Below are 22,341 nucleotides of genomic sequence, written 5' to 3'. Positions count from 1 at the left end.
ACTCGAAAAACCGAATTCAATAAGTTTGGGAATCTCACGAGAGAAGTTAGGTTTGGCGGTTATGATGCTATTTCGAAAACGTTTAGAAACAAAAATCGAATTATCAATTATAAGAACGGTAAAAAAAATTCTGAATATTATTGTGAAGATTTTGTTGCTAAAGATACTTGTGTTATACGTTCATTTTCTACCTATGAGTATAATTCAAAAAATAATGTTGAGAAACAGATAAGATTCGAACCTGATTCTCTAATCCGTTTTATTAGAGAAATAAAAACAGAAAATAAAATGAAAGTTTCGAAAACAAGTTCTTGGGAATTTAATCCTGTAAAAGAGCCTGATTACGACAATGCTTTGGTTTTAATCGATACCTCATATTTTGATAAAAAAAACCGATTGATAAAAAGTGTAAATTACAATAGAAAACTAAAAGAACCTTATATTGAAAAATATGTTTACTCAAAAAACAAATACACTTATCAAAGAATTGGAACTGCACGAGATACGATTATTACTTTTAAATATACTAAGTTACAGAAGGAAATAGATAAAAGAAATTTAGATTACAGATTCAGTTCTGAAGATAATTACAAGTACAAAATTGAATATTACTAGAAAAAGCACAGTGTACAACACCATATATAACAAATAGCTAAGGTTTTTCTAAACCGGAAATCTTGTTATACTTGGTTGGTCGCCAAATCTTTTGATTTGGCTTTTTGAACTAAAATTAAAAATCAAAACGCAAAAGTTTTGGCTTGTGACGAACCGAAAATTAACTCAAATCTGCTCGCTACTTGCCATATATAATCCGGTTGTGCGCAAGCTTCAGAAAAATCTGAACTAAATAACAAAAAGAAAAAATGAATAGAAGTTTAAACAAAAGAAGACTCACAGGTACATTTGGAATAATGAGTTTTCTATCATTCCTATTGGGATTTGCAATTCTTTATTGGTATTTCGAAACAGAAACTTTACACGCAACAAACTATTTTTTCTCCGTTGGATTTAATATACCAGGAATGAAAGGATTAGAGTGGGCTCAATACTTCAATTACTTTTTTGTCGGATTTTTGATAATTGCCTTTTCAATTTCATTATTAAAGAATGTCAACAACGTGGGATTGAATAAAATTGGTAAAATTCTAATCTTAATTAGTGGAATAATTTATAGTTCATTTGGGTTTATGGAAATAGAAGATTCCTCCAATTTAATATTTGTGATTTATGTAGCTCAAATTATTTTGACATTAGGATTAGGAGCTATTGGATTCATATTACTTTCAGATGATTATTTGAAAATTCAGAACAATAAGATCTTAAAATATATAATCTTAGTAATTGGAATACTAATTATTATTAATGGTATACTTGAAGTTTTAGCCATGCAGATATATCCATCTTATATGGGAATGTTTTCTTGGCTTTTGTATTTTTTAGGTATTGGTGTGATAGGCTTATCATTAATAATAAAGCCAGCGCACAACAACGGTTAATCACCAATAAGCGGCACCGTTAGTAAGAAAATAATTAACTTTACCAACAAACCAATATTAAGCCTACAAATCCGCGTCCCTTACTCCGCCAACTGGCGATAGGTACTATGTTATAAAACAAATTTTTTGAGGAAAATTTTAGGAGGAAGTTAATATTATTTTGCTTCTATCCTGTGCAGCAAGGACTTTGGTTCTTGCTGTCTTTTTTTGTTCATACTCTATATCATAATCCATCTCATTTTTCCATAAACTATACATCAATACTAATAGTTTTCTTTCAACCGCCACCAAAGCTATCATAGGTTTGGCCTTAGCAGGTTTTACCCGGTCATAAAATGTCTTAAGTGTTGGATTGCACCTAGCTGCAGTCATCGCAGGCATATAAAGAGCTCTACGGATATTTTTGTTTCCTTTCTTACTAATTTTGGTCTTACCTTTATAAGCTCCAGACTCTTTAAGTACTACATCAAAGCCAGCGTAACTAGTGAGCTGTTTTGCATTACTAAAACCTGTAAAACCTAATGTCTCTCCAACTACTGTTGCCGCTGACACAAAAGATATTCCAGGAATACTTTCTAAATGTTTGATTCTTTGTTGTTAATCTGAACTTTTATCAATTAATAAAGCCATCTCTATCTCTATTTCCTTTAATTGTTACGCTATTAACTTTAATCGCTGTTTAAATCGTCTAAGCTCCCTTTTATTGTTAATCGCAGCTTGTTCACTAGCATGAAGTCTATTCTGCTCGAGACACTAAAAATTTATAGAATACATATAATTTTAAAAAAATATCTAAGACAGAAATTGATTTATTTCCGTCTTAGATATTTATTCATTTAGTCTAAAACATCCACAGAGGTTGCTTTAAAACCTTTAGGAGACATTTCCTTTTTAAAGCTCACTTTTACGCGTTCAGATAACGGCTTAAGCACATCATTACTGTGAACAAATATATTCTCTCCAGATTCGTCCTCTTTAATAAAACCAAAGCCTTTACTATCAAAATAAGAAATTACCACACCTGTTTTACGAGTTTCTACCCGTTCTTCTCGATCGTGATCCAGATTAATATCTTCCGCATTAATTTCCTGTCTTTTACTTTCGTTTGGCGGGGTATCAGTCAAATTTCCATTCTCATCAACATACGCAATCATATCTTCAAAGCTTTTACCCTTGTCATTTTCTGTTTTGCGTTCTTCTCTTCGCTGAGCTTTCAGCTTCTTCTTTAATAATTTCTTTTTGGCATTTTGTTTTTTAGAAAAGGAGTCTCCCATATAAAATAATTAGATTAATATTTAGTACTCAGCAAATATTGCTGAACATATTCGATATTTCTTAGAATTATAGTACTTCAAGATGCACATATAATATCACAATGTGCTTTTTAGAAAGATAAACCCAGCGTGAATGAATAATGCTGAGAATTGGTTGTACATACTAATTGGTAGCTGAAAAATGAAAATTGAAAGATCGATTAAATACATCAATCTTTATTTAAGCCAGCAAATACCATTTTGAAATATATTGCAAATATACTATTTATTCGTGAGCTTATTGGGATAATTTGATGTTTTCTGATCTACTTCTATTCTTTATGATAAAGGAGAGCAACTTATTATCTAAAAAAAGAAAAGGATGCAGTCCCTAAACTCCATCCCAGGGCTAATTCTTATATAGATTGAAATAAAAAGGGGGTGTGACGATTATTTCAGAATTGCCCCCTTCTTTTCCATTTCAATTTATTTACGACAAATATAAATTTAAAGAAATACTTCTTAACAGATTCAATATTAACAAATTAATAATAATTTATTTCTAAATTATTAATTAGTCAACATATTATTATAGATAGAATTATCTAAAAACAAAAAAGCCTTAGTCAAATGACTAAAGCTTTTTCTAAGCCGCTAAAAGTTGGAAATTATAAGGTTTGGTTAATCGCGACCGTAAAATCAACCTAAAAATTTTCGTTTAATGATTTGTTATATGCTATTTATAGTGTAACGACTATAACTGTTTAAATAACTCAATTTTTTATGAAATATTGCCTTAGCTGTGTCATAAAGTATTTCACCTCTTTTGGAAAAGCGCTTAAAGAAAAGTCAAATTTGAATTCCTTCTTTTCAGCATATTAAATAGCTAAACTCAGATAAGCGCTGAACTATAATTTTAAAGATTTGTATTAATACATTAGGCACGCAGAAAAATTATTTCTATAATCCCTGATCTTGTTTATACTGGATTTAATTTAAAAATTCAATACAAACAGGTGTTGGTACGGCCACTGGATCTCCCAAAACATCTAATGTACCATTTGTTTCATCAATCTTATACGATTGGATATCGCCAGAATCCTGATTAGCTGCATAAAGATAACTTCCGTTTTTAGATATAGCGAAGTTACGCGGGGTTTTTCCGTTAGTACTTGCAAAACCTAATTGCTTAATCTCCCCGTTTTCTTTATTGATTTTAAAAATAGCAATACTGTTATGACCACGATTAGAAGCATATAAATAATCTCCTGAAGGCGAAATGTGAATATCGGCGCCGCTATTATCTTCTTCAAAATCTTCGGGAATACTAGAAACCGAATTTAGTAAGGTTAAACCTCCATTTTCTTCAACCTTAAAAACGCTTATAGTACTATTTAATTCGTTCATACTGTAAGCAAATTTTTGATCTTTGCTGAATTCGAAATGTCTTGGCCCGGCACCTTTTGCTAAAGAAACCGATTCTTGTTCATTTTTCTGAATTGTTTTTTCTTCGGCATCAAGATCGTAGATCCAAATTTTGTCTAAACCAAGATCACAGATATAAACATGCTTGTTATCTTCAGAAATTGAAACCGAGTGGGTATGCGATTTTTCCGAATTTGGCATATTAAGCTGCTTATGCTTTTCCAAACTTCCGTCCTGCTGAATTCGATACATCACCACTACTCCACCCATGTAATTAGAAACAAAAGCAAAATTATCTGTTTTATCTATTTCGATATGGCATGGTGCAAAGGCCTCTGTAGAAACTTTATCTACTTCATATAAACTATCATTGTCTCGAACCTGAAAACTATGTATAAAGCCAGAGGTTCCGTCTTTATCTCCTAACTCGCTTACAGCATATAAATATTTGTTATCACTGGTAAGCTTTACAAAGGATGGATTGGTAACTTCAGCTAATGTTTTTTCTAATCTTATTTCACCTGTTTCAGGATCTTGTTTTATGGACAGAATACCATCGGCCTTGCCATCTACATGACCTTCCTTTTTGGTATAGGTGCCTATGAATGCGGTATTTAAACTTGCGTTCTTTTCATTCATTTTAGAAATATTTTCTTCACTTTCTTTGTTTTCATTTTTACAGCCAGTAAGTGAAAGGCCTGCAAAAACCATGGCTATAGCCAATTTTTTATTGATCATATTCATTATTTTAATCACAAAGGTAATTTGGAAATTTTAGCTTAAAGCCATTTTTTTCGCTTAAAATAATAAAGCATTAAAAAGAAAACCACGATCATTACCCCCCAAAGAACAAAGTAGCTGTATTTCCATTTTAATTCTGGCATATATTCGAAATTCATTCCGTAGATACCAGCAATAAATGTTAAAGGAATAAAAATAGATGCCATGATGGTAAGCACCTTCATCACTTCGTTCATTTTATTACTTATTGTAGTCATGTACATATCCATTAAACTCCAGATCATCTCACGATAAATTTCAATATTTTCTGAAATTTGTATAATGTGGTCTACTAAATCACGTAAATAATTACCGGTTTTCACCTCTATTATAGGATGTTCTATTTTTTCTAATCTACCTAAAACTTCTCTTAAAGGAAAAACTGCTCGTCTAATCCTAACAATAGCTCTTTTTAATTCCTGGATTTCTCTTACTAGATCCTCGTCCTGATCGTTAAGAAAAATTTGATCTTCAAAACCTTCAATCTTCTCACTAATATCTTCTATAACGATAAAATAATTATCAATAATTGCATCCAATAAAGCAAATATCAAATAATCTGCCTTTCTATTTCTTATACGTCCTTTCTTCTGCTCTATTCGTTCCCGTACGCCATCAAAAACATCACCTCCTGCTTCCTGAAAAGTCAAAACATAATCTTTACCAACTACAAGACTAATATGCTCTATTTCTAAAGTTCCATCTGCATTATAATAAAGCATTTTTGCTACAATAAAAAGATAGTCTTGATACTCGTCTATTTTAGGCCGCTGATTGGTATTTGCAATATCTTCTAAAATAAGAGGATGCAGCTCATAGTATTTACCAAGCTTTTCAATCTCTTCGGTATTATTTAGACCGTCGATATTTATCCAGGTAATTTTAGATTCATCTACAAAATTTAAGGCATCCTGTGGATTCTTTGATTTAAAACGCTCAAAATGATCTGCATTATAATCAATTACATCTAATAAAGTTTCAGTATGTTCTTTATTTCCAACATAGGTTACTGTTCCCGGAATTTGGTTTAGGGCTTTGCTAGACTTAGGTCTGCGAAGCGAGAGTCGTTTCCTTTTTGTTTTCGACATAAGACAAGTTTAGAAGCTAAATGTAATAATATTCCTTAATTTCAACTTGATTTTTATTTTTGGCTTTTTCAGGCTGCTTTCTTTTTTAACTTTGCAATATGGAGAAACAGCAGTTGCATAATACACTAAAAGAATATTTTGGTTACGATAAATTTAGACCATTACAAGAAAATATCATTCAATCTATTTTCGAAGGGAATGATAATTTAGTGATTATGCCTACCGGTGGCGGTAAATCTATTTGTTACCAGTTACCCGCAATTTTATTACCAAAACTTACTATTGTTATTTCTCCGCTTATTGCTTTGATGAAAGACCAGGTAGATGGTTTAAAAGCAAATGGTATTGAAGCTGAATTTTTAAATAGCAGTCAGGATTCGGCAGATCAAGAAAGCATTTTCCAGAAAATTGATAAGAATGAACTGAAATTACTGTATATCGCTCCTGAAAGTTTACAGATTTTAGATCGTTTTTTAACTGAAGAAACCGTTAGTTTAATTGCAATCGACGAAGCGCATTGTATATCGAGCTGGGGACACGATTTTAGACCAGCTTATACCCAACTTGGATATTTAAAGAATCGATTTTCTAAAACTCCAATAGTTGCATTAACCGCTACAGCAGATAAGGCGACACGCCACGACATCTGCCAACAGCTAAATATGCCTGATGCCAAAAAACATATTTCCTCTTTCGACCGAAAAAATTTGAGTCTTGAAGTTCGGCAGGGAATCAAACGATTTGAGCAAATCGCAAAGTTCATTAAAAGCCGACCTAATGAAAGCGGAATAATTTACTGTCTTAGCCGAAAAAACACAGAAGAACTTGCTGAAAAACTCCAGCAAAAAGGTCTTGATGCGAAGGCTTATCATGCGGGATTGAAACATGAAGAACGCGAAAGCATTCAGGACGATTTTATAAACGATAAAACCGAAATTATCTGTGCTACCATCGCATTTGGAATGGGGATCGATAAATCCAATATCCGTTGGGTTATTCATTATAACATGCCTAAAAACCTGGAGGGGTATTATCAGGAAATTGGGCGCGCCGGTAGGGATGGATTACCTTCAGATACGTTGTTATTTCATAGCTATGCAGATGTTGTACAGCTACAACGTTTTGCTGAAAACACTAAAAATAAAGATATCCAGATTGCCAAGTTAGACCGAATGAAACAATATGCTGAAGCGCTAACATGTCGCCGAAAAATATTGCTAAGTTACTTTGGGGAGATCAAACAAGAAGATTGCGGCAACTGCGATATTTGTAAAAATCCACCGCAATTTTTTGACGGTACAGTTGTTGCACAAAAAGCACTTTCTTGTATTTATAGACTAAAAGGTAAAGAACCTATCACTACAGTTGTAGATGTGCTGCGTGGTAGCCAAAATGAGCAAACGCTTTCTAAAAATTACAATCAACTATCAACTTATGGCGTTGGCAAAGATATTTCTTGGAATAACTGGCAACAGTATATACTGCAGTTAATTAATTTGGGGTATGCTGAAATTGCTTTCCATCAGGGTAATGCTTTAAAGTTAACTAAACATGCCAAAGCAGTTCTTTTTGAAGGAAGTAAAGTACATTTGGCTAAAATTCCAGATCGTAAGGTCCAAACCTCAACATCTGCCCAAACTTCAGATCAGGTTGCTTCAGAAAATTCACTTTTCGAAAAGCTACGCCAACTTAGGCTAGAGATCGCGAGAGAAGAAGAAATCCCGGCTTATCTTATTTTCAACGATGCCACTTTAAAAGAAATGGAACGTTCTCGACCAATGACCGATGAAGAATTTTTGCTCATAAATGGAGTTGGCCGCAAGAAAATGGAAGAATATGGATATCGTTTCATAAAAGAAATCATCTCGTTTTCTAAGCAAAAAAGAACCCGTAAAAAACAAAAAAAAGGAAAAACCTATAAGATCACAGGTGAACTTTATGCTGAAGGAAAAACTCCTGAAGAGATCGCCAAAGAACGAGAACTTTCTGAAATTACAATTATGTCTCATCTTTTAAAGCTTTATGAAGAGGGCGAAAATATAGATTTAACAAAGTTTGTATCAAAATCTGATATAAAAGCAGTTAGAAAAGCAAAAAAAGAACTTGGTGATCCCGATAAATTAAAACCTTATTTTGAACATTTTGAAGAAGCAATTCCCTACAACAATATAAAAATTGCTCTCAAGATTATCGAAAATGAAGACTAATTTTATTCGAATTGCATATCGTTTAGGATAAGTCCGCTTGCCGGTGCGCTATAATTCATTTGCAAATGATCATTACCTTCAGTAAGACTTTGCTCTATTTGATCTAAAGTAAATTCACCTCGTCCTAGCTGAATCATAGCGCCCATCATTAATCGCACCTGATGGCGTAAAAATCCTTTTCCATGTACATTAAAAATATAAGATTTCTCAGGGAAGAAATTGGCAGTATAAAGTGTATTCTCTACAATTTCAGCCTTTAATATTTCACGCTCAAACGTACTTTTTTCTGAAACTCGAACGCAGTAATTCCTGAAATTGTGTATGCCATTAAAAAGATCTGCACCCTTTTTCATCAATTCAATATCCAGATCAAACTGAAAGTTCGCCATAAATGGCGCGCAAAATGGATGATTTTTACTTCCAAAAGAGAATAAATAGGCATATTCCTTGATCTTAGAATGCTGAATGATATTAAAATTTGCATCTACTTCTTCAATATTAGTAACCCGAATATCTTGTGGTAGATTTAAATTAAAAAGCCTTAAGAAAGCTTCAAGATCTTCCAGAGGTTCTTCATCTACAAAAAGTTCGAAAGCAGATCCATTTGAAGATACCATAGCATCGGTACGGCTACAACCCAGTATTTTATATTTTGCCTCAGGCATTACATAACGAAGCGTTTTCGTGATCAAACCTTCTACCGTTTTTAAATTTGGTTGTTTTTGCCAGCCGTGTAAACGATAACCTAAATATTGCACTTTTATAAGATAATAATAACGGACTCTCTGCATTCTTCAGTTTTGCTCAAAAGTAAAAGAGTTTTTTAAATTATAATTGAAAGGAAAACATTTATCAATCAGAAATTTTATAAATATTAAATCCAACTTTTCCCACACTTAGTAAACTTGCAGATATACCTGAGGATATAGCACCGGTCAATTCATCTCCTTTTTTTAAACGCTGAAGCGTATTAATTTCAGAATGAACTTTAAACAGAGCAGTACTTTTTGTGAGCAATGCTAAAGCCTCTTCTTCCAAAAGTTCTAATGAAGTGGCTGATAAAGCTTTTTTCAAAATCCCTAATCTTCCACCACCACCAAAAGTCAAACTAGTTAACGAATTAGACCTGAAAGAGTAATTAATACTGTAAATCCCATCTTCGGGAACTTTATAATAATCACCATTAAATTCAAAGTTCTCCAAACCAATTTTACCATCACTTGGTGCGAAATTTACGGCTTTCCAATCTCCTAATATAGCAATATTAACGAGTGTCGTTGTATTATCTGTAACAAGCTTAGAAACTGTACCGTTTAAATTAGAAAAATTAAAATCATTTAACAATTGCTGTACACTAATTTTTTTTATCTCCCCGTCAGCAGTTGGTAGTAAAATATGATCTGATAGTTCAAGGGTAAGCTTTTCATCGATAGATCTAATTTTAACTTTTCCATTAACATCTAGAGTCATTAATGAATCGGGCTCTGAGGTATTAATTCCAACCTGCCCAAACATCACATTGCAACGTGAAAATTATAGAATAAATAAAAATTTTCATAGACTATGAGTTATAAAACATTATAATATCAAAATCTAAGGTTTTTGGGATTTGACTTACACAATTACAAAAAAAATCTTTAAAAAACACAAAATATAGTGTGTAATGCATTTTAAAGAAACAAAAATACAAAACCACCTACAATTTTAATGATTTTTAACACACATATTTTGATGTAACGTTTTAGTATATCGCATTAAGTTGCATTACCTTAAAATTGTTTTTTACACTGTTATAAATTAAATTTGTGATTGCTAAATTTGAAGTGTATTAATTTAAAAGAAGAGATAAGAGGTTTTTTAATCACGCCTACCATTTGGGGATCAAAAAATTCTTCTTTTGGATTAAATTCATTCCAGCTACCCGAAAAATCAATTGAATTAACAAACTTATCAGAACTACACTATCAGTTAAAAGATATTTTTGTTCTTGGAAAACGTGTAGAACGCTTTTTTGAATATCAAATTCAGCATTCTAATATCTACGATCTAATAAGTAGTAATATCCAGATCATTGAAGATAAAAAAACTTTAGGTGAGTTAGATTTTATTCTGAAAGAGAAAGATACGAATCAATCTATACATGTAGAATTAGTGTATAAATTCTATGTGTATGATCCTTCTTTTAAAAACGAACTTTCCAGATGGATTGGCCCTAATCGCAGGGATTCTTTACTCGAAAAAATCGATAAACTGAAATCTAAACAACTTCCGCTTATTTATAAAAAAAGAACACAAGATATACTACACGGCAAAAATATAGCTACTAAAAATATCGTTCAGAAAGTCTGTTATAAGGCGAGTTTATTTGTTCCAAAGCATTTATTAAATCACCACTTTACAAAAATCAATAATAAGTGTATAAAAGGATATTATATTTCTTTTTCTGAATTTACTTCAATAGAATATGGATTTTATCAATTTTACAGCCCGGGTAAACAATTTTGGCCGGTAGATCCTTCTAAAAACGAAACATGGTTTTCATATCAGGAAATTCTTCCGCAGTTAAAAAACTTTATAGAAAACAAAAAGGCTGCTCTAGTCTGGATGAAGACAAATAAAAAAGTAGAGCAGTTTTTTGTGGTCTGGTGGTAAAATTTCAGGAATTACTTACGCAGTACAGCTTTTGCTTGTACCTTTGCGTCCTAATTTTCCAAAATGAGTGAAAAGGTTAAAGAAGCGATTAAGACATCCTACCTAAGTATAGCAGGAAATGGAGTACTGGCCGTAGTGAAATTTTTAGCAGGCTTCTTTGGAAACTCTTACGCTCTTATTGCAGATGCTATAGAATCTACCGCAGATGTCTTCTCTTCTTTCCTAGTACTTTTAGGTCTTCGATACGCTGCAAGACCTGCCGATGAGAATCATCCTTATGGGCATGGGCGTGTAGAGCCATTAGTCACCTTTGGTGTTGTTGGATTTTTAATCGTATCTGCTACGGTGATTGCTTATGAGAGTATCGAAAATATAAGAACTCCGCATGAGATTCCAGAGCCATACACTCTTATCATTTTAGCCATAATCATTATCATCAAAGAAACTTTTTATAGAATCGTTTCTAAGAAAAGTGATGAAACTAAAAGTACTTCCCTAAAAGCAGATGCTTGGCACCATCGTAGTGACGCTATTACTTCGCTAACTGCCTTTATTGGGATTACCGTTGCGTTAATTATGGGTGATGGTTACGAAAGCGCAGACGATTGGGCTGCACTCCTAGCATCTGGATTTATCTTATTTAACGCGTATCTAATATTGCGACCCGCTCTGGGCGAAATTATGGACGAGCATATGTATGATGATCTTATCGAAGATATTCGAAAATCTGCTGAATCTGTAAACGGAGTGCTAGATACTGAAAAGTGTTTTGTGCGTAAAACGGGAATGACTTTTCATGTGGATCTTCATATTAATGTTGACGCGCAAATAAGCGTAAAAGAAGGTCATGACATTGCGCATGAAGTTAAAGATACTCTGGTAACTGAACTTCCTGAAATTGCTGATGTTCTTATTCATGTAGAGCCATCGCACTAAATTTACTTGATTGCTTCAGGAGAGTATAAAATACAACTAAACCAAATTCCGCTCATCATTAAAACAAAGCTAATCTAACAAGGATTACTTTTTCTTATAAAACAATACCTTTGTATAAAATTAAAATGAATGGATAATAATCTAGCGGTACTTATAGATGGTGACAATATTCCCTCGGCCTATGTCAAAGAAATGATGGAAGAAATTGCAAAACATGGTAATCCTACTATAAAACGTATTTATGGTGATTGGACTAATCCACATCTTTCTAAATGGAAATCTGTCTTACTAGAAAACGCAGTAAGTCCCATACAGCAATATGGCTATACACAAGGTAAAAATGCAACCGATTCTGCCATGATTATCGATGCCATGGATATTTTATATTCTAACAAAGTTGATGGTTTTTGTTTGGTGAGCAGTGATAGTGACTTTACACGCCTGGCCACCCGATTAAGAGAAGCCGGGAAGCGCGTTATAGGTATTGGAGAAAAAAAGACACCAGATCCTTTTATAGTAGCCTGCGATCGTTTTATATATCTAGAGATTCTGAAAAATAAAGATAAAGAAGAAGAACAGCCAGAAGCGGTAAAAGGAAAGCAACCTAAAAAATCGAATGTAGATCGCTTAACACCACGTGTAATTAAATACATCGCCAATACCATATCTGATGTTGCAGATGATGATGGTTGGGCTTTTATGGGAGACGTAGGGAGTTTGCTACAGAAAAAACAACCCAATTTTGATTCCCGTAATTATGGATTTCAAAAATTAACTCCAATGATCGCTTCTATAGACCAATTTGAAATAGAATCGCGTGAGAATAATAACAACAGTAAATTCAAACTTATTTTTGTTAGAAATAAAGAGTAATTTTTTCTACAATTTTATGCTGAATCAAGCTACTAACTCACATGTTAGTTAAAATTTATAGTGAAAAAGGAGGCCTTACGGTTTCCTTTTTTTAATTTTAATAAAAAAATTATGCGAAGTATAAAGAAAATTCATCAGGCAGAATGGCGTCCTATAGGAGATCTAGTCACTTATTCTCCTATGCCAACGGCCAGCTTGCAAATGATCGATCCTTTTATTTTCCTAAACCATCATGGTCCACAGGTATATCCTGAAAATAACAATGGCTTGCCATTTGGCCCACATCCGCATCGTGGTATGGAAACCGTGACTTTTATTTTAGACGGCGATATTGCGCACAAAGATTCTGGCGGACATAAAAGTGTTATTGAAAGCGGCGGTGTACAATGGATGACGGCCGGTAGCGGACTTATACATGCTGAAGTTTCTTCGGAAGAATTTAAGAAAAAAGGTGGTGATCTTGAAATCTTACAGCTTTGGGTAAATCTTCCCGCAAAGCATAAAATGGAAGAACCTAAATATATAGGTTTACAAAAAAATGATATTCCTGTTGCAATTACCGAAGATAAAAAAGTAAAAGCTCAGGTAGTTTCAGGTGAGTTACTTGGTATAAAAGGTGCTTTTGAAACCTTTACCGATATTAATCTATCTACCGTATTTTTTGAAGCAAATTCAGGTTTAAATATTGATATTCCTGTTTCTCAGAATATATTCTTTTATGTAATCAAAGGAAGTTTAGAAGTAAACGGAAAAACAGTACAGGAAAGACATTTAGCTGAGTTTAATAACGATGATCCAAAACTTCAAATTTCAGCAACAGAAGAAAGCATTTTGTTGTTTGGTTTCGCCACTCCTTTTGAAGAACCTGTGGTTGCTCGTGGTCCTTTTGTGATGAATAGCATGCAGGAAATAGATGAAGCTTATCAGGACTTCCAGGCAGGAAAGATGGGACGATGGACAGAATAACAAATATTTGAGCCCTTAATAATAAAATAGAAAAACCGCTGATACAGCGGTTTTTCTATTTATTTCAAATTATCGAAAAATTAAGTATAGGTTAATTATTTAAAGACTGCACAAAGAGCAATAAGTTTCCAGATGAAAATCTTATTTCAGCAATATTTCCAGTAATTGTATTTCGGGTTCCAATTCTGGTGGTAATGCTTAAATTTTCACCGTTTAAAGGATATTTTACACCTTCAGAATAAATATTCTTTGCTTCAGGAAACGGAAAAAGGGAAATTATTTCATCCTGAAAATCGATAATTTCGATATAATTTTCAGCAAAAAAATAAAAGCCAAAATCATCGAAACATCGAATCTCAATTTCATCTTTATGCCTCAACATCGAATTTAGATTCCCCAAAAAATGATCTTGCTCTAAACCGCTACAACCATAAACGGCCACACTTTTAAAACCTTCTTCGATAATAATTTTTAAAATCTTTTCGAAATCTGTCGCATTTTGATCTGGAGTTTCAACAATTTTGGTTTCGGCATTAACCTCAGAAACCGATAATGAATCAAAATCTCCAGAAACCAGATCTGGCTGAATTCCGTTTTTCAAGAGCTTGGTATAAGCGCCGTCTGTACAATAAACTTTCTCAAAATTTGCCAGCAAAGGCATTTTTTCAGGAAACTGGCCGTTGATGAACAAAACGACCTGTGCTTCAGATTTATGCGTTTCCCTATCGATCTTCATTTATTGTCTTGCTTCTAAAACTTTAGCAATATCTTTTAATCCGTAACCTTTTGCTTTCAGCAGAATTAAATAGTGAAATAATAAATCGGCACTTTCATTCAGGAAAAGATTTTCATCATTATCCTTAGCTTCAATAACCACTTCAACAGCTTCCTCTCCTACTTTCTGCGCAATTTTATTCATTCCCTTATCAAAAAGCGATACCACGTAAGAATTTTTGTCTTCACGTAATTCAGGCTCTACTTCGCTCATCTTTTTACGTTGCGCAATAACCCCTTCTAAATCGGATAAAAATCCAAAAGAAGCTTCGTTTTCTTCGCCCCAACAGGTATCGGTTCCTTTATGACATGTTGGACCTTGCGGATTCACGATTACCAACAGCGTATCATTATCGCAATCATTTTTTATAGAAACCAGGTGCAAAAAGTTTCCACTTTCTTCACCTTTGGTCCACAAACGGTTTTTAGTACGACTATAAAAAGTAACTTTTTTTGTTTCGTTGGTTTTTAGATAAGCTTCTTCATTCATGTACCCCAACATCAAGACCTTTTTGGTGGTTGCATCCTGAATGATTGCGGGTACTAATCCGTCGTTATTTTTATCAAAATCGATATTCATCTTTATAATTTTATATTCTTACCGGAATTCCCTGGTTTGCCAGTTCTTTTTTAAGATCTGGAATTTCTATTTCTTTAAAATGAAAAACACTAGCGGCCAAAGCTGCATCTGCCTTTCCTTCTTTAAATGTATCTACAAAATGTTGAATATTACCTGCACCGCCCGAAGCGATAATTGGGATATTTAGATCTTCAGATAATTTCTTTAGTGCAATATTAGCAAAACCATCTTTAGTACCGTCATTATTCATCGAAGTAAACAAGATTTCTCCTGCACCGCGCTCCTCGACTTCTTTCGCCCATTCAAATAGATCGAGTTCTGTCGGCACTTTACCACCTACTAAATGGACAATCCATTGCCCGCTTACCTGCTTGGCATCAATGGCTACCGTAATACATTGCGCACCGAATTTTTGAGAAAGCTCGTTAATTAAATCTGGATTTTTTACCGCGGAAGAATTTACCGAAACCTTATCTGCACCATTCTTCAGTAGAATATCGACATCTTCTACAGAAGAAATTCCGCCGCCTACAGTAAATGGAATATTTACCTTTTCTGCCACTCGCAAAACAAGATTAGCTAATGTTTTACGACGTTCTTCAGTTGCTGAAATATCTAGAAAAACGAGTTCGTCGGCACCGGTTTCAGCATATTTCGCCGCCAGCTCTACGGGATCACCAGCATCTCGTAAATCAACAAAATTGACTCCTTTTACGGTTCTTCCGTCTTTAATATCTAGACAGGGGATTATTCTTTTTGTTAGCATTTTTTTAGTTTACAGTATACGGTTAACGGTTTACAGTTTTCTTGGCTGTAGGTTTATCAAGTTTAATTCTTTCTTTTTTCCGTTGCGGAAAAAAAGGCTAGGCTTAGGTAACTTGATCTAAATTCTTCATTCAAAGTTCAACATTTAGCATTCAAAATAAACCCTGATTCTTGACTCTTTTATCTTTAGTCTAAATTCTAATCTCTCAAATCTAACTTCAAACAGCAAAGCGATCTAAAATTTAATTTACTGCCCGTCATTTAAAATATAGTTTTCTAATTGTTTTAAGCTGATTCTTCCTTCATAAATCGCTTTACCAATAATAGTCCCTTCACAACCTAAATCAGAAAGTTCTAATAATTCATCGAATTTCGATATTCCTCCAGAGGCAATTAAATTAATTTCAGGATTTTCAGCTAAAATACGATCATAAAGATCGAAAGCAGGTCCCTGTAACATTCCGTCTTTAGAAATATCAGTACAAATCACATACTTTACTCCCTCTTTTTGATATTCAGCAATAAACGGAATCAATTCCTTCTCAGATTCTTCTAGCCAGCCACCGACTGCTACTTTTTCGTTATTGGCATCAGCACCTAAAATGATCTTTTGTGAACCAAATTTTTTCAACCAGCTTTTAAAAGTCTCCGGATCTTTTACGGCGATACTTCCACCGGTAATTTGTTTTGCTCCGCATTCAAAAGCGATTTCAAGATCTTTGTCAGTTTTCAATCCGCCACCAAAATCAATTTTCAAATTGGTCTTTGAAGCGATCGTTTCTAAAATTTTATGGTTTACAATATGCTTCGATTTTGCACCATCCAAATCTACTAAATGAAGATACTCGATCCCATGAGCTTCAAAAGATTTGGCAACCTCAAGCGGATTTTCATTATATACTTTTTTGGTGTTATAATCACCTTTAGAAAGGCGAACACACTTTCCGTCTATTATATCTATGGCTGGTATTAAACGCATTTTTTAATTTTTGTTTTTTAGCTATTAGCTTTTAACCAAATTAGCTCTTTGATTATCTCGTCCTTTCTTTTTTTCATATGCATTCCTCTCCCTGTGGTCGTCGGATGCAGAAAAAGAAACAAAAAAGGCTAGGCTTACGAAACTTGATCTAAATTCTTCGTTCTGAAGCTAAATTTTAGGAACTCGCTACGCTCAGACAGCCTAAAATTTAAACGCTTCTTTCACTTCGAATTTTACGACCATTTTTCGATAGGCCGTACTTTCATTCAACATTCAAAATTTAACATTTAAAGTTAATCCTTGTGCTTAAGTCTATTCTCTCAAATCTAACAGCGAAGCGGTCTATATTCTATTTTCTAACTTTAAAAAGTTTTCCAAAATCTTTTCTCCGGCTTTACTGCTTTTTTCAGGGTGAAATTGAACGCCGTAAAAATTATTCTTTTTGATGGCTGAAGTATATTCTACTCCGTATTCCGTAGAACAGATCGTTTCTTCGCATTCTTTTACGTAAAAACTATGTACTAAATACACATACTCTTTTTCGTTCACACCTTCAAACAAATCGGATTGTAAATCGTAAATCTGATTCCATCCTATTTGCGGCACTTTAACTGAAGTATCAAATTTTACCACTTTAGCATCAAAAATTGATAATCCGGTAGTATCTCCTTCTTCACAGTATTCACACATCAATTGCATTCCTAAACAAATCCCTAAAACAGGCTGTGTAAGTTGCGGAATTACTTTATCGAGTCCGGTTGACTTTAGCATTTTCATAGCGCTACTTGCCTCGCCTACTCCTGGGAAAATCACCTTGTCTGCCGACTTAATCTCTTCAGCGTTATCGGTTAAAACAGCATCAAAACCTAATCGTTTTACCGCGAATTTAATACTCTGGATATTTCCTGCACCGTAATCTATAATTGCTATTTTCATTTTTATAGTCGTTAATAGTTAGAGTTGAGTATTAAAGCATTCCTTTAGTTGATGGCAAAATCATTTTTTCCGTATCTCTTTTTACTGCCATTTTAATGGCTTTGGCAAAGGCTTTAAAAATCGCTTCAATCTTATGATGCTCGTTGGTACCTTCTGCTTTCACATTTAGGTTTGCCTTGGCACCATCGGTGAACGATTTGAAAAAATGATAAAACATTTCCGTTGGCATTTTACCGACCATTTCACGTTTAAAATCGGCTTCCCAAACTAACCAATTTCGACCTCCAAAATCAATCGCTACCTGAGCCAGGCAATCGTCCATTGGCAAACAAAAGCCGTATCGCTCGATTCCCAATTTATTACCTAATGCTTTAGCATAGACTTCACCTAAAGCAATTGCCGTATCTTCGATGGTGTGGTGCTCATCAACCTCAAGATCACCATTTACTTTAACTTCTAAATCCATTTGACCGTGGCGTGCAATTTGATCGAGCATATGATCGAAAAATGCAATCCCGGTTGCAATTTCAGATTTCCCGGTTCCATCAAGATTCAGTTTGATCTGAATATCCGTTTCATTCGTTTTTCTGGCGATTTCTGCGGTACGATCTTTTAGTTTCAAAAACTCATAAATATCCTTCCAGCTTGAAGTTTTCAGTGCAATGGTTTCTTTCAGTTTTGCAACATTATTTTTCAATTCATCGGTCGCTAAATCTTCGTGGGTATCGATAAAAATTCCTTTTCCGCCGAAATTATAAGCAAATTCAATATCCGTCATCCGATCACCAATCATAATTGAGTTTGCCATATCGTAGCTATCAGCATTCAAATATTTACGCTCTAACAATCCTGTATTTGGCTTTCGGGTAGGTTGATTATCTTTTGCAAATGTCCGATCGATTAGAATATCACTAAATTTCACACCTTCATTCTCGAAAGTCTTCACCACAAAATTCTGAATTGGCCAAAATTGATCTTCCGGATACAGCTCAGTTCCCAAACCATCCTGGTTGGTCACCATCACCAATTCGTAATCTAATTCTTTGGCAATTTTCGATAAATAGAACAATGCTTCTGGATAGAACTCTAATTTTTCCAGCTTGTCTACCTGATAATCTTCGGGTTCCAGAATAATGGTTCCATCACGATCTATAAATAAAACTTTTTGCATTTTAGTTAATTTAAGCTTTTTAAAGCAGCGATTAATTTTTGATTTTCTTCAGTGGTTCCTACGGTTAAACGTAGGGTATTTTCGCAAAGCGGTTGTGTGGTTCTATTTCTAATTACAATTCCTTTTTCAATCAATTGATCGTATCTAGCTGTTGCATTATCAACTTCAACTAGGATAAAATTCGCATCTGAAGGGTATATTTTTTCGACATAAGGAACTTCTAGCAACACTTTAAATAACTCTTCTCTACCCTTTAGAATATCAGTAACTTCGATGCTTACTCCATCTACATCTAGAATGCGGTTTAAGGCGCGTTGTTGCGTTAATTGGTTTACGTTATATGGTGGCTTAATTTTCTTTAAAATCTCGATAATTTCTTCGGAAGCGCAACAGATTCCCAAACGAATTCCTGCCATCCCGTAAGCTTTAGAAAGTGTTTGTGTAATCACTAAATTCGGATACTGCTGAAGCCTGTTTAACCAGCTTTCTTTTCCTGAAAAATCAATATAAGCCTCGTCAATAATTACGAGTCCGTTAAACTTTTGAAGCAACTCTTCTACTTTTTCTTCTGAAAAGGTATTACCCGTTGGATTATTAGGCGAACAAAGGAAAAGCAATTTAGAATTAGCATCAGATTTATCTAATATCGCTGAAACCTGAGGCTCAAAATCTTGCGAAAGTAACACTTCCCTATTTTCGATATTGTTGATTTCTGAAAGCACTTTGTACATTCCGTAGGTTGGTGGAAGTGTAATTACGTTGTCTTTTGCCGGTTCACAAAACGCCCTGAACAATAAATCCAACACCTCGTCACTACCATTTCCTAACAGAATTTGCTCTGGTTGGATTCCTTTAATTTTTGCTAATTCATTCTTTACATTTCGCTGGTGTGGATCAGGGTAACGATTTACATCGGTTTGATAAGGATTTTCGTTGGCATCCAAAAAAACCATCTCGGTTCCTGTAGCTTTATATTCATCGCGAGCTGAAGAATAGGGTTTTAATCTCTTCACGTTCTCACGAACTAGGTTCTGTATGTTTACTTTAGTTGGCATTATTATTTTTTTGCTTTCAGCTGTTAGCTTTTAACTTTCAGATATTTTATTTCAGTATTGATCATTTCGGACTTGATCTGTAATCGCATCATTTTTGAATTCAACTAGATGAGATGCTGAATCAATTTTCAACATGACAAGGGCTCTTCGTCATCCCAGACTCGATCCGGGATCTCATCGCCATTTTTCCTCATTTAAATGAAATGCTGAGACAAGTTCAGCATGACGACTAGTTTTTAAAATTAATATTCTAAAGTTTCAAATTTTGGATTTAAAGATTTAATCAAATCTAACTTCCATTCCTTTTTCCAATTCTTAATTTGTTTTTCTCTGGCAATTGCCTGTTTAATTTCTGAAAATTCTTCAAAATAGATCAAATCCGTAATTTGATATTTAGAAGTAAATTTACTTCCATTCCCATTGTGATGTTCTGCTACTCTCTTTCTTAAGTCATTTGTAACACCAGTATAAAAAACCGTGCGGTATTTATTAGTTACTCTGTAAACAAATGAACTTTGCATTTTAGTTTAAATTCTACTCAATTTACTCAATGATCTCTAATTTGACCTTACAAGCCGAGTGAGATGCTGAATCAAGTTCAGCATGACGACCACTTTTCTTCATCTCGGACTCGATCCGGTATCTCATCTCATTTTTCCAATCAAAATTCAACATTTAGCATTCAAAATAAATCCTGATCACTTTTTCTTCAGTCTATACTCTAACTTCTAACAGCACAGAGATCTAAAATCTAATTAGCCTATTAACTCAAATCCTTCAATCGCAAGCTTACGGCATTTTTATGTGCTTGTAAACCTTCGGCTTCGGCCATTAACTCGATCGCAGGACCAATGCTTTTAATTCCTTCTTCAGAAATTTGCTGAAACGTCATACTCTTCATAAAACTATCCAGATTTACTCCGCTATATTGCTTTGCATAGCCATTTGTAGGTAACGTATGATTGGTTCCTGAAGCATAATCGCCAGCACTTTCAGGAGTGTAATTCCCTATAAAAACTGAACCGGCGTTAATAATTCCTTCAGTATAAAATTCGTTATTTTCAGTTGAAATTATAAAATGCTCAGGGCCATACTCGTTAATTAGATCTAAGGCAACCTCATCATTTTCTACATAAATCAACTTTGAATTATCGATCGCTTTTTCTGCTATTTCTTTTCTTGGTAATTCGTTAAGTTGAGTTTCAACCGCTTTTTCTACTTCATTTAAAAATGATTTTGAAGTCGAAACTAAGATCACCTGGCTATCAGCACCGTGCTCTGCCTGACTCAACAAATCTGAAGCTACATAAGCTGGATTTGCCGAATCGTCTGCGACCACCAGCAACTCTGATGGACCTGCCGGCATATCGATCGAAACATTATGGCGCGTTCCCAACTGCTTTGCCACAGTTACAAATTGATTACCAGGTCCAAAAATTTTGTATACTTTAGGAACTGTCTCGGTTCCGAACGTCAATGCAGCAATCGCCTGAATTCCACCAATCTTATTGATCTTAGTTACACCGCATAAATTTGCCGTGTATAAAATCGCTGGATGAACTTTTCCTTCTTTATTTGGTGGCGTACAAAGCACGATTTCTTTACAGCCAGCAATCGCTGCCGGCACTGCTAACATTAATATTGTAGAAAATAAAGGGGCACTTCCACCCGGAATATATAATCCGATCTTTTGAATAGGTCTTTTTTCTTGCCAGCACTTTACACCGCTAGTGGTCTCTACTTCAACTTTCTCGGTTTTCTGTGCAACATGGAATTTCTCAATATTCTTTTTTGCTAAAAGAATAGCCGATTTCAATTCTTCTGAAATTTCAGCTTCGGCTGCTTTAATTTCTTCTGAAGTTGCCAAAGTATTGTCCAACTTGATGCCATCAAACATATCGGTATATTTGGCTACTGCAGCATCTCCTTTAGCTTTTACTTCAGCAAAAATTTGGTTTACCGTGTCTTCAATATCGTCTACGGTTTTTGTTGGCCGTTTTAAAACAGCATCCCATTCTGATTTTGAAGGATTATATATTTTATTCATTTTTTTAAGTTTACAGTTTGGCTGGTTGTAAGCAATTAGTTTTCAGCTTTTAATTAATGATTCTATTTCTCCGCTGTCATTTCGAAAATAGTGAAACGAAGTCGAGAAATCTCATCATAAATAATTCTCTATTTCAAATTTAGAATCTAATATTTTATTTCATTTTCTGACTCTTTCTTTTTTCCATTGCCGAAAAAAGAAACAAAAAAGTCTAGGCTTACGAAACTTGATTTAAATTCTTCATTCTGAAGCTAAATTTTAGGAACTCGCTACGCTCAGACAGCCTAAAATTTCAACGCTTCTTCATTTCGAATTTTACTATCAACTTTCGATAGGCCAATTTTCAAATTTCAAATAA

The 22,341-nt window shown here is 34.1% G+C and carries 22 protein-coding genes; 7 read left to right on the top strand and 15 right to left on the bottom strand.

Annotated elements, in window-relative coordinates; genetic code table 11:
• The first annotated feature begins 288 nt into the window (after positions 1-288).
• Positions 289-615, top strand: a complete 327-nt coding sequence (locus tag PBT89_RS07120) for a hypothetical protein (protein WP_270064034.1) — start codon at positions 289-291, stop codon at positions 613-615.
• Positions 616-863: 248 nt separating this feature from the next.
• The gene (locus PBT89_RS07115; protein WP_270064033.1) at positions 864-1,496 is read left to right on the top strand and encodes a hypothetical protein; all 633 of its coding nucleotides are present in this window, start codon (positions 864-866) and stop codon (positions 1,494-1,496) included.
• 138 nt (positions 1,497-1,634) lie between these two features.
• On the opposite strand, the gene PBT89_RS07110 is transcribed toward PBT89_RS07115, so the two are convergent.
• The 4 genes from PBT89_RS07110 to corA all read right to left on the bottom strand — a co-directional run bounded on the left by PBT89_RS07110 (position 1,635) and on the right by corA (position 6,042).
• Complete coding sequence (locus PBT89_RS07110; RefSeq protein WP_270064032.1) at positions 1,635-2,048, bottom strand: IS110 family transposase; 414 nt, start codon at positions 2,046-2,048, stop codon at positions 1,635-1,637.
• Positions 2,049-2,332: 284 nt separating this feature from the next.
• On the bottom strand, positions 2,333-2,770 hold the full coding sequence (locus PBT89_RS07105; protein ID WP_270058407.1) for a cold-shock protein: 438 nt from the start codon (positions 2,768-2,770) through the stop codon (positions 2,333-2,335).
• 969 nt (positions 2,771-3,739) lie between these two features.
• Positions 3,740-4,912, bottom strand: coding sequence for a lactonase family protein (locus PBT89_RS07100; protein WP_270064031.1), 1,173 nt, complete (start codon positions 4,910-4,912; stop codon positions 3,740-3,742).
• Positions 4,913-4,953: 41 nt separating this feature from the next.
• Positions 4,954-6,042 carry a magnesium/cobalt transporter CorA gene (corA, locus tag PBT89_RS07095; protein WP_270064030.1) on the bottom strand — a complete coding sequence of 363 codons (1,089 nt, stop codon included), beginning with the start codon at positions 6,040-6,042 and terminating at the stop codon, positions 4,954-4,956.
• A 98-nt stretch (positions 6,043-6,140) separates the two neighbouring features.
• Between corA and recQ the strand changes: the two genes are divergently transcribed.
• Positions 6,141-8,249, top strand: a complete 2,109-nt coding sequence (gene recQ / locus PBT89_RS07090) for a DNA helicase RecQ (RefSeq protein ID WP_270064029.1) — start codon at positions 6,141-6,143, stop codon at positions 8,247-8,249.
• 2 nt (positions 8,250-8,251) lie between these two features.
• Here recQ and truA read toward each other — a convergent pair whose 3' ends face one another.
• Entirely contained in the window at positions 8,252-9,040 is a 789-nt protein-coding gene (gene truA, locus PBT89_RS07085; RefSeq protein WP_270064028.1) for a tRNA pseudouridine(38-40) synthase TruA, read from the bottom strand.
• Positions 9,041-9,101: 61 nt separating this feature from the next.
• A complete protein-coding gene (locus tag PBT89_RS07080; RefSeq protein WP_270064027.1) occupies positions 9,102-9,764 on the bottom strand; it encodes a hypothetical protein in 663 nt (220 codons plus the stop codon).
• 303 nt (positions 9,765-10,067) lie between these two features.
• On the opposite strand from PBT89_RS07080, the gene PBT89_RS07075 reads away from it, so the two are divergent.
• The 4 genes from PBT89_RS07075 (at position 10,068) to PBT89_RS07060 (ending at position 13,676) form a co-directional block, all read left to right on the top strand.
• Positions 10,068-10,901, top strand: coding sequence for a DUF1853 family protein (locus PBT89_RS07075; protein ID WP_270064026.1), 834 nt, complete (start codon positions 10,068-10,070; stop codon positions 10,899-10,901).
• 63 nt (positions 10,902-10,964) lie between these two features.
• Positions 10,965-11,837 carry a cation diffusion facilitator family transporter gene (locus PBT89_RS07070; protein ID WP_270064025.1) on the top strand — a complete coding sequence of 291 codons (873 nt, stop codon included), beginning with the start codon at positions 10,965-10,967 and terminating at the stop codon, positions 11,835-11,837.
• Between the two features lie 129 nt (positions 11,838-11,966).
• Positions 11,967-12,710, top strand: a complete 744-nt coding sequence (locus PBT89_RS07065; RefSeq protein ID WP_270058416.1) for an NYN domain-containing protein — start codon at positions 11,967-11,969, stop codon at positions 12,708-12,710.
• A 111-nt stretch (positions 12,711-12,821) separates the two neighbouring features.
• The gene (locus PBT89_RS07060; protein ID WP_270064024.1) at positions 12,822-13,676 is read left to right on the top strand and encodes a pirin family protein; all 855 of its coding nucleotides are present in this window, start codon (positions 12,822-12,824) and stop codon (positions 13,674-13,676) included.
• Positions 13,677-13,767: 91 nt separating this feature from the next.
• On the opposite strand, the gene PBT89_RS07055 is transcribed toward PBT89_RS07060, so the two are convergent.
• The 9 genes from PBT89_RS07055 to hisD form a co-directional block, all read right to left on the bottom strand.
• On the bottom strand, positions 13,768-14,412 hold the full coding sequence (locus tag PBT89_RS07055; RefSeq protein ID WP_270064023.1) for a thiamine diphosphokinase: 645 nt from the start codon (positions 14,410-14,412) through the stop codon (positions 13,768-13,770).
• A complete protein-coding gene (gene hisIE, locus PBT89_RS07050) occupies positions 14,413-15,030 on the bottom strand; it encodes a bifunctional phosphoribosyl-AMP cyclohydrolase/phosphoribosyl-ATP diphosphatase HisIE (protein ID WP_270064022.1) in 618 nt (205 codons plus the stop codon). It abuts the gene before it with no gap.
• A gap of 10 nt (positions 15,031-15,040) precedes the next feature.
• Positions 15,041-15,796 carry an imidazole glycerol phosphate synthase subunit HisF gene (hisF, locus tag PBT89_RS07045; RefSeq protein ID WP_270064021.1) on the bottom strand — a complete coding sequence of 252 codons (756 nt, stop codon included), beginning with the start codon at positions 15,794-15,796 and terminating at the stop codon, positions 15,041-15,043.
• A gap of 246 nt (positions 15,797-16,042) precedes the next feature.
• Positions 16,043-16,774, bottom strand: coding sequence for a 1-(5-phosphoribosyl)-5-[(5-phosphoribosylamino)methylideneamino]imidazole-4-carboxamide isomerase (gene hisA, locus PBT89_RS07040; protein WP_270064020.1), 732 nt, complete (start codon positions 16,772-16,774; stop codon positions 16,043-16,045).
• Between the two features lie 342 nt (positions 16,775-17,116).
• Complete coding sequence (gene hisH / locus PBT89_RS07035; RefSeq protein ID WP_270064019.1) at positions 17,117-17,710, bottom strand: imidazole glycerol phosphate synthase subunit HisH; 594 nt, start codon at positions 17,708-17,710, stop codon at positions 17,117-17,119.
• A gap of 31 nt (positions 17,711-17,741) precedes the next feature.
• On the bottom strand, positions 17,742-18,881 hold the full coding sequence (gene hisB / locus PBT89_RS07030; protein ID WP_270064018.1) for a bifunctional histidinol-phosphatase/imidazoleglycerol-phosphate dehydratase HisB: 1,140 nt from the start codon (positions 18,879-18,881) through the stop codon (positions 17,742-17,744).
• Between the two features lie 5 nt (positions 18,882-18,886).
• Positions 18,887-19,936 (bottom strand): histidinol-phosphate transaminase, encoded by a 1,050-nt coding sequence (gene hisC / locus PBT89_RS07025; RefSeq protein ID WP_270064017.1) that lies wholly within the window; start codon positions 19,934-19,936, stop codon positions 18,887-18,889.
• A 242-nt stretch (positions 19,937-20,178) separates the two neighbouring features.
• Complete coding sequence (locus PBT89_RS07020) at positions 20,179-20,457, bottom strand: GIY-YIG nuclease family protein (RefSeq protein WP_270064016.1); 279 nt, start codon at positions 20,455-20,457, stop codon at positions 20,179-20,181.
• A 242-nt stretch (positions 20,458-20,699) separates the two neighbouring features.
• A complete protein-coding gene (gene hisD / locus PBT89_RS07015) occupies positions 20,700-21,983 on the bottom strand; it encodes a histidinol dehydrogenase (RefSeq protein WP_270064015.1) in 1,284 nt (427 codons plus the stop codon).
• Positions 21,984-22,341: the final 358 nt, after the last annotated feature.

The organism is Zunongwangia sp. HRR-M8 (genome assembly GCF_027594405.1).
Classification (GTDB): Bacteria; Bacteroidota; Bacteroidia; order Flavobacteriales; family Flavobacteriaceae; genus Zunongwangia.
Note: the sequence above shows the minus strand (reverse complement) of the source record. Positions and strands in the feature narration are given on the sequence as shown.

Excerpts from the sequence above, each read along its gene's own strand:
- PBT89_RS07120 (WP_270064034.1), top strand. The coding sequence starts at position 289 with ATGAAAGTTTCGAAAACAAGTTCTTGGGAATTTAATCCTGTAAAAGAG.
- PBT89_RS07115 (WP_270064033.1), top strand. The coding sequence starts at position 864 with ATGAATAGAAGTTTAAACAAAAGAAGACTCACAGGTACATTTGGAATA.
- PBT89_RS07105 (WP_270058407.1), bottom strand. The coding sequence starts at position 2,770 with ATGGGAGACTCCTTTTCTAAAAAACAAAATGCCAAAAAGAAATTATTA.
- PBT89_RS07100 (WP_270064031.1), bottom strand. The coding sequence starts at position 4,912 with ATGATCAATAAAAAATTGGCTATAGCCATGGTTTTTGCAGGCCTTTCA.
- corA (WP_270064030.1), bottom strand. The coding sequence starts at position 6,042 with ATGTCGAAAACAAAAAGGAAACGACTCTCGCTTCGCAGACCTAAGTCT.
- recQ (WP_270064029.1), top strand. The coding sequence starts at position 6,141 with ATGGAGAAACAGCAGTTGCATAATACACTAAAAGAATATTTTGGTTAC.
- truA (WP_270064028.1), bottom strand. The coding sequence starts at position 9,040 with ATGCAGAGAGTCCGTTATTATTATCTTATAAAAGTGCAATATTTAGGT.
- PBT89_RS07080 (WP_270064027.1), bottom strand. The coding sequence starts at position 9,764 with ATGTTTGGGCAGGTTGGAATTAATACCTCAGAGCCCGATTCATTAATG.
- PBT89_RS07070 (WP_270064025.1), top strand. The coding sequence starts at position 10,965 with ATGAGTGAAAAGGTTAAAGAAGCGATTAAGACATCCTACCTAAGTATA.
- PBT89_RS07065 (WP_270058416.1), top strand. The coding sequence starts at position 11,967 with ATGGATAATAATCTAGCGGTACTTATAGATGGTGACAATATTCCCTCG.
- PBT89_RS07060 (WP_270064024.1), top strand. The coding sequence starts at position 12,822 with ATGCGAAGTATAAAGAAAATTCATCAGGCAGAATGGCGTCCTATAGGA.
- PBT89_RS07055 (WP_270064023.1), bottom strand. The coding sequence starts at position 14,412 with ATGAAGATCGATAGGGAAACGCATAAATCTGAAGCACAGGTCGTTTTG.
- hisIE (WP_270064022.1), bottom strand. The coding sequence starts at position 15,030 with ATGAATATCGATTTTGATAAAAATAACGACGGATTAGTACCCGCAATC.
- hisF (WP_270064021.1), bottom strand. The coding sequence starts at position 15,796 with ATGCTAACAAAAAGAATAATCCCCTGTCTAGATATTAAAGACGGAAGA.
- hisA (WP_270064020.1), bottom strand. The coding sequence starts at position 16,774 with ATGCGTTTAATACCAGCCATAGATATAATAGACGGAAAGTGTGTTCGC.
- hisH (WP_270064019.1), bottom strand. The coding sequence starts at position 17,710 with ATGAAAATAGCAATTATAGATTACGGTGCAGGAAATATCCAGAGTATT.
- hisB (WP_270064018.1), bottom strand. The coding sequence starts at position 18,881 with ATGCAAAAAGTTTTATTTATAGATCGTGATGGAACCATTATTCTGGAA.
- hisC (WP_270064017.1), bottom strand. The coding sequence starts at position 19,936 with ATGCCAACTAAAGTAAACATACAGAACCTAGTTCGTGAGAACGTGAAG.
- PBT89_RS07020 (WP_270064016.1), bottom strand. The coding sequence starts at position 20,457 with ATGCAAAGTTCATTTGTTTACAGAGTAACTAATAAATACCGCACGGTT.
- hisD (WP_270064015.1), bottom strand. The coding sequence starts at position 21,983 with ATGAATAAAATATATAATCCTTCAAAATCAGAATGGGATGCTGTTTTA.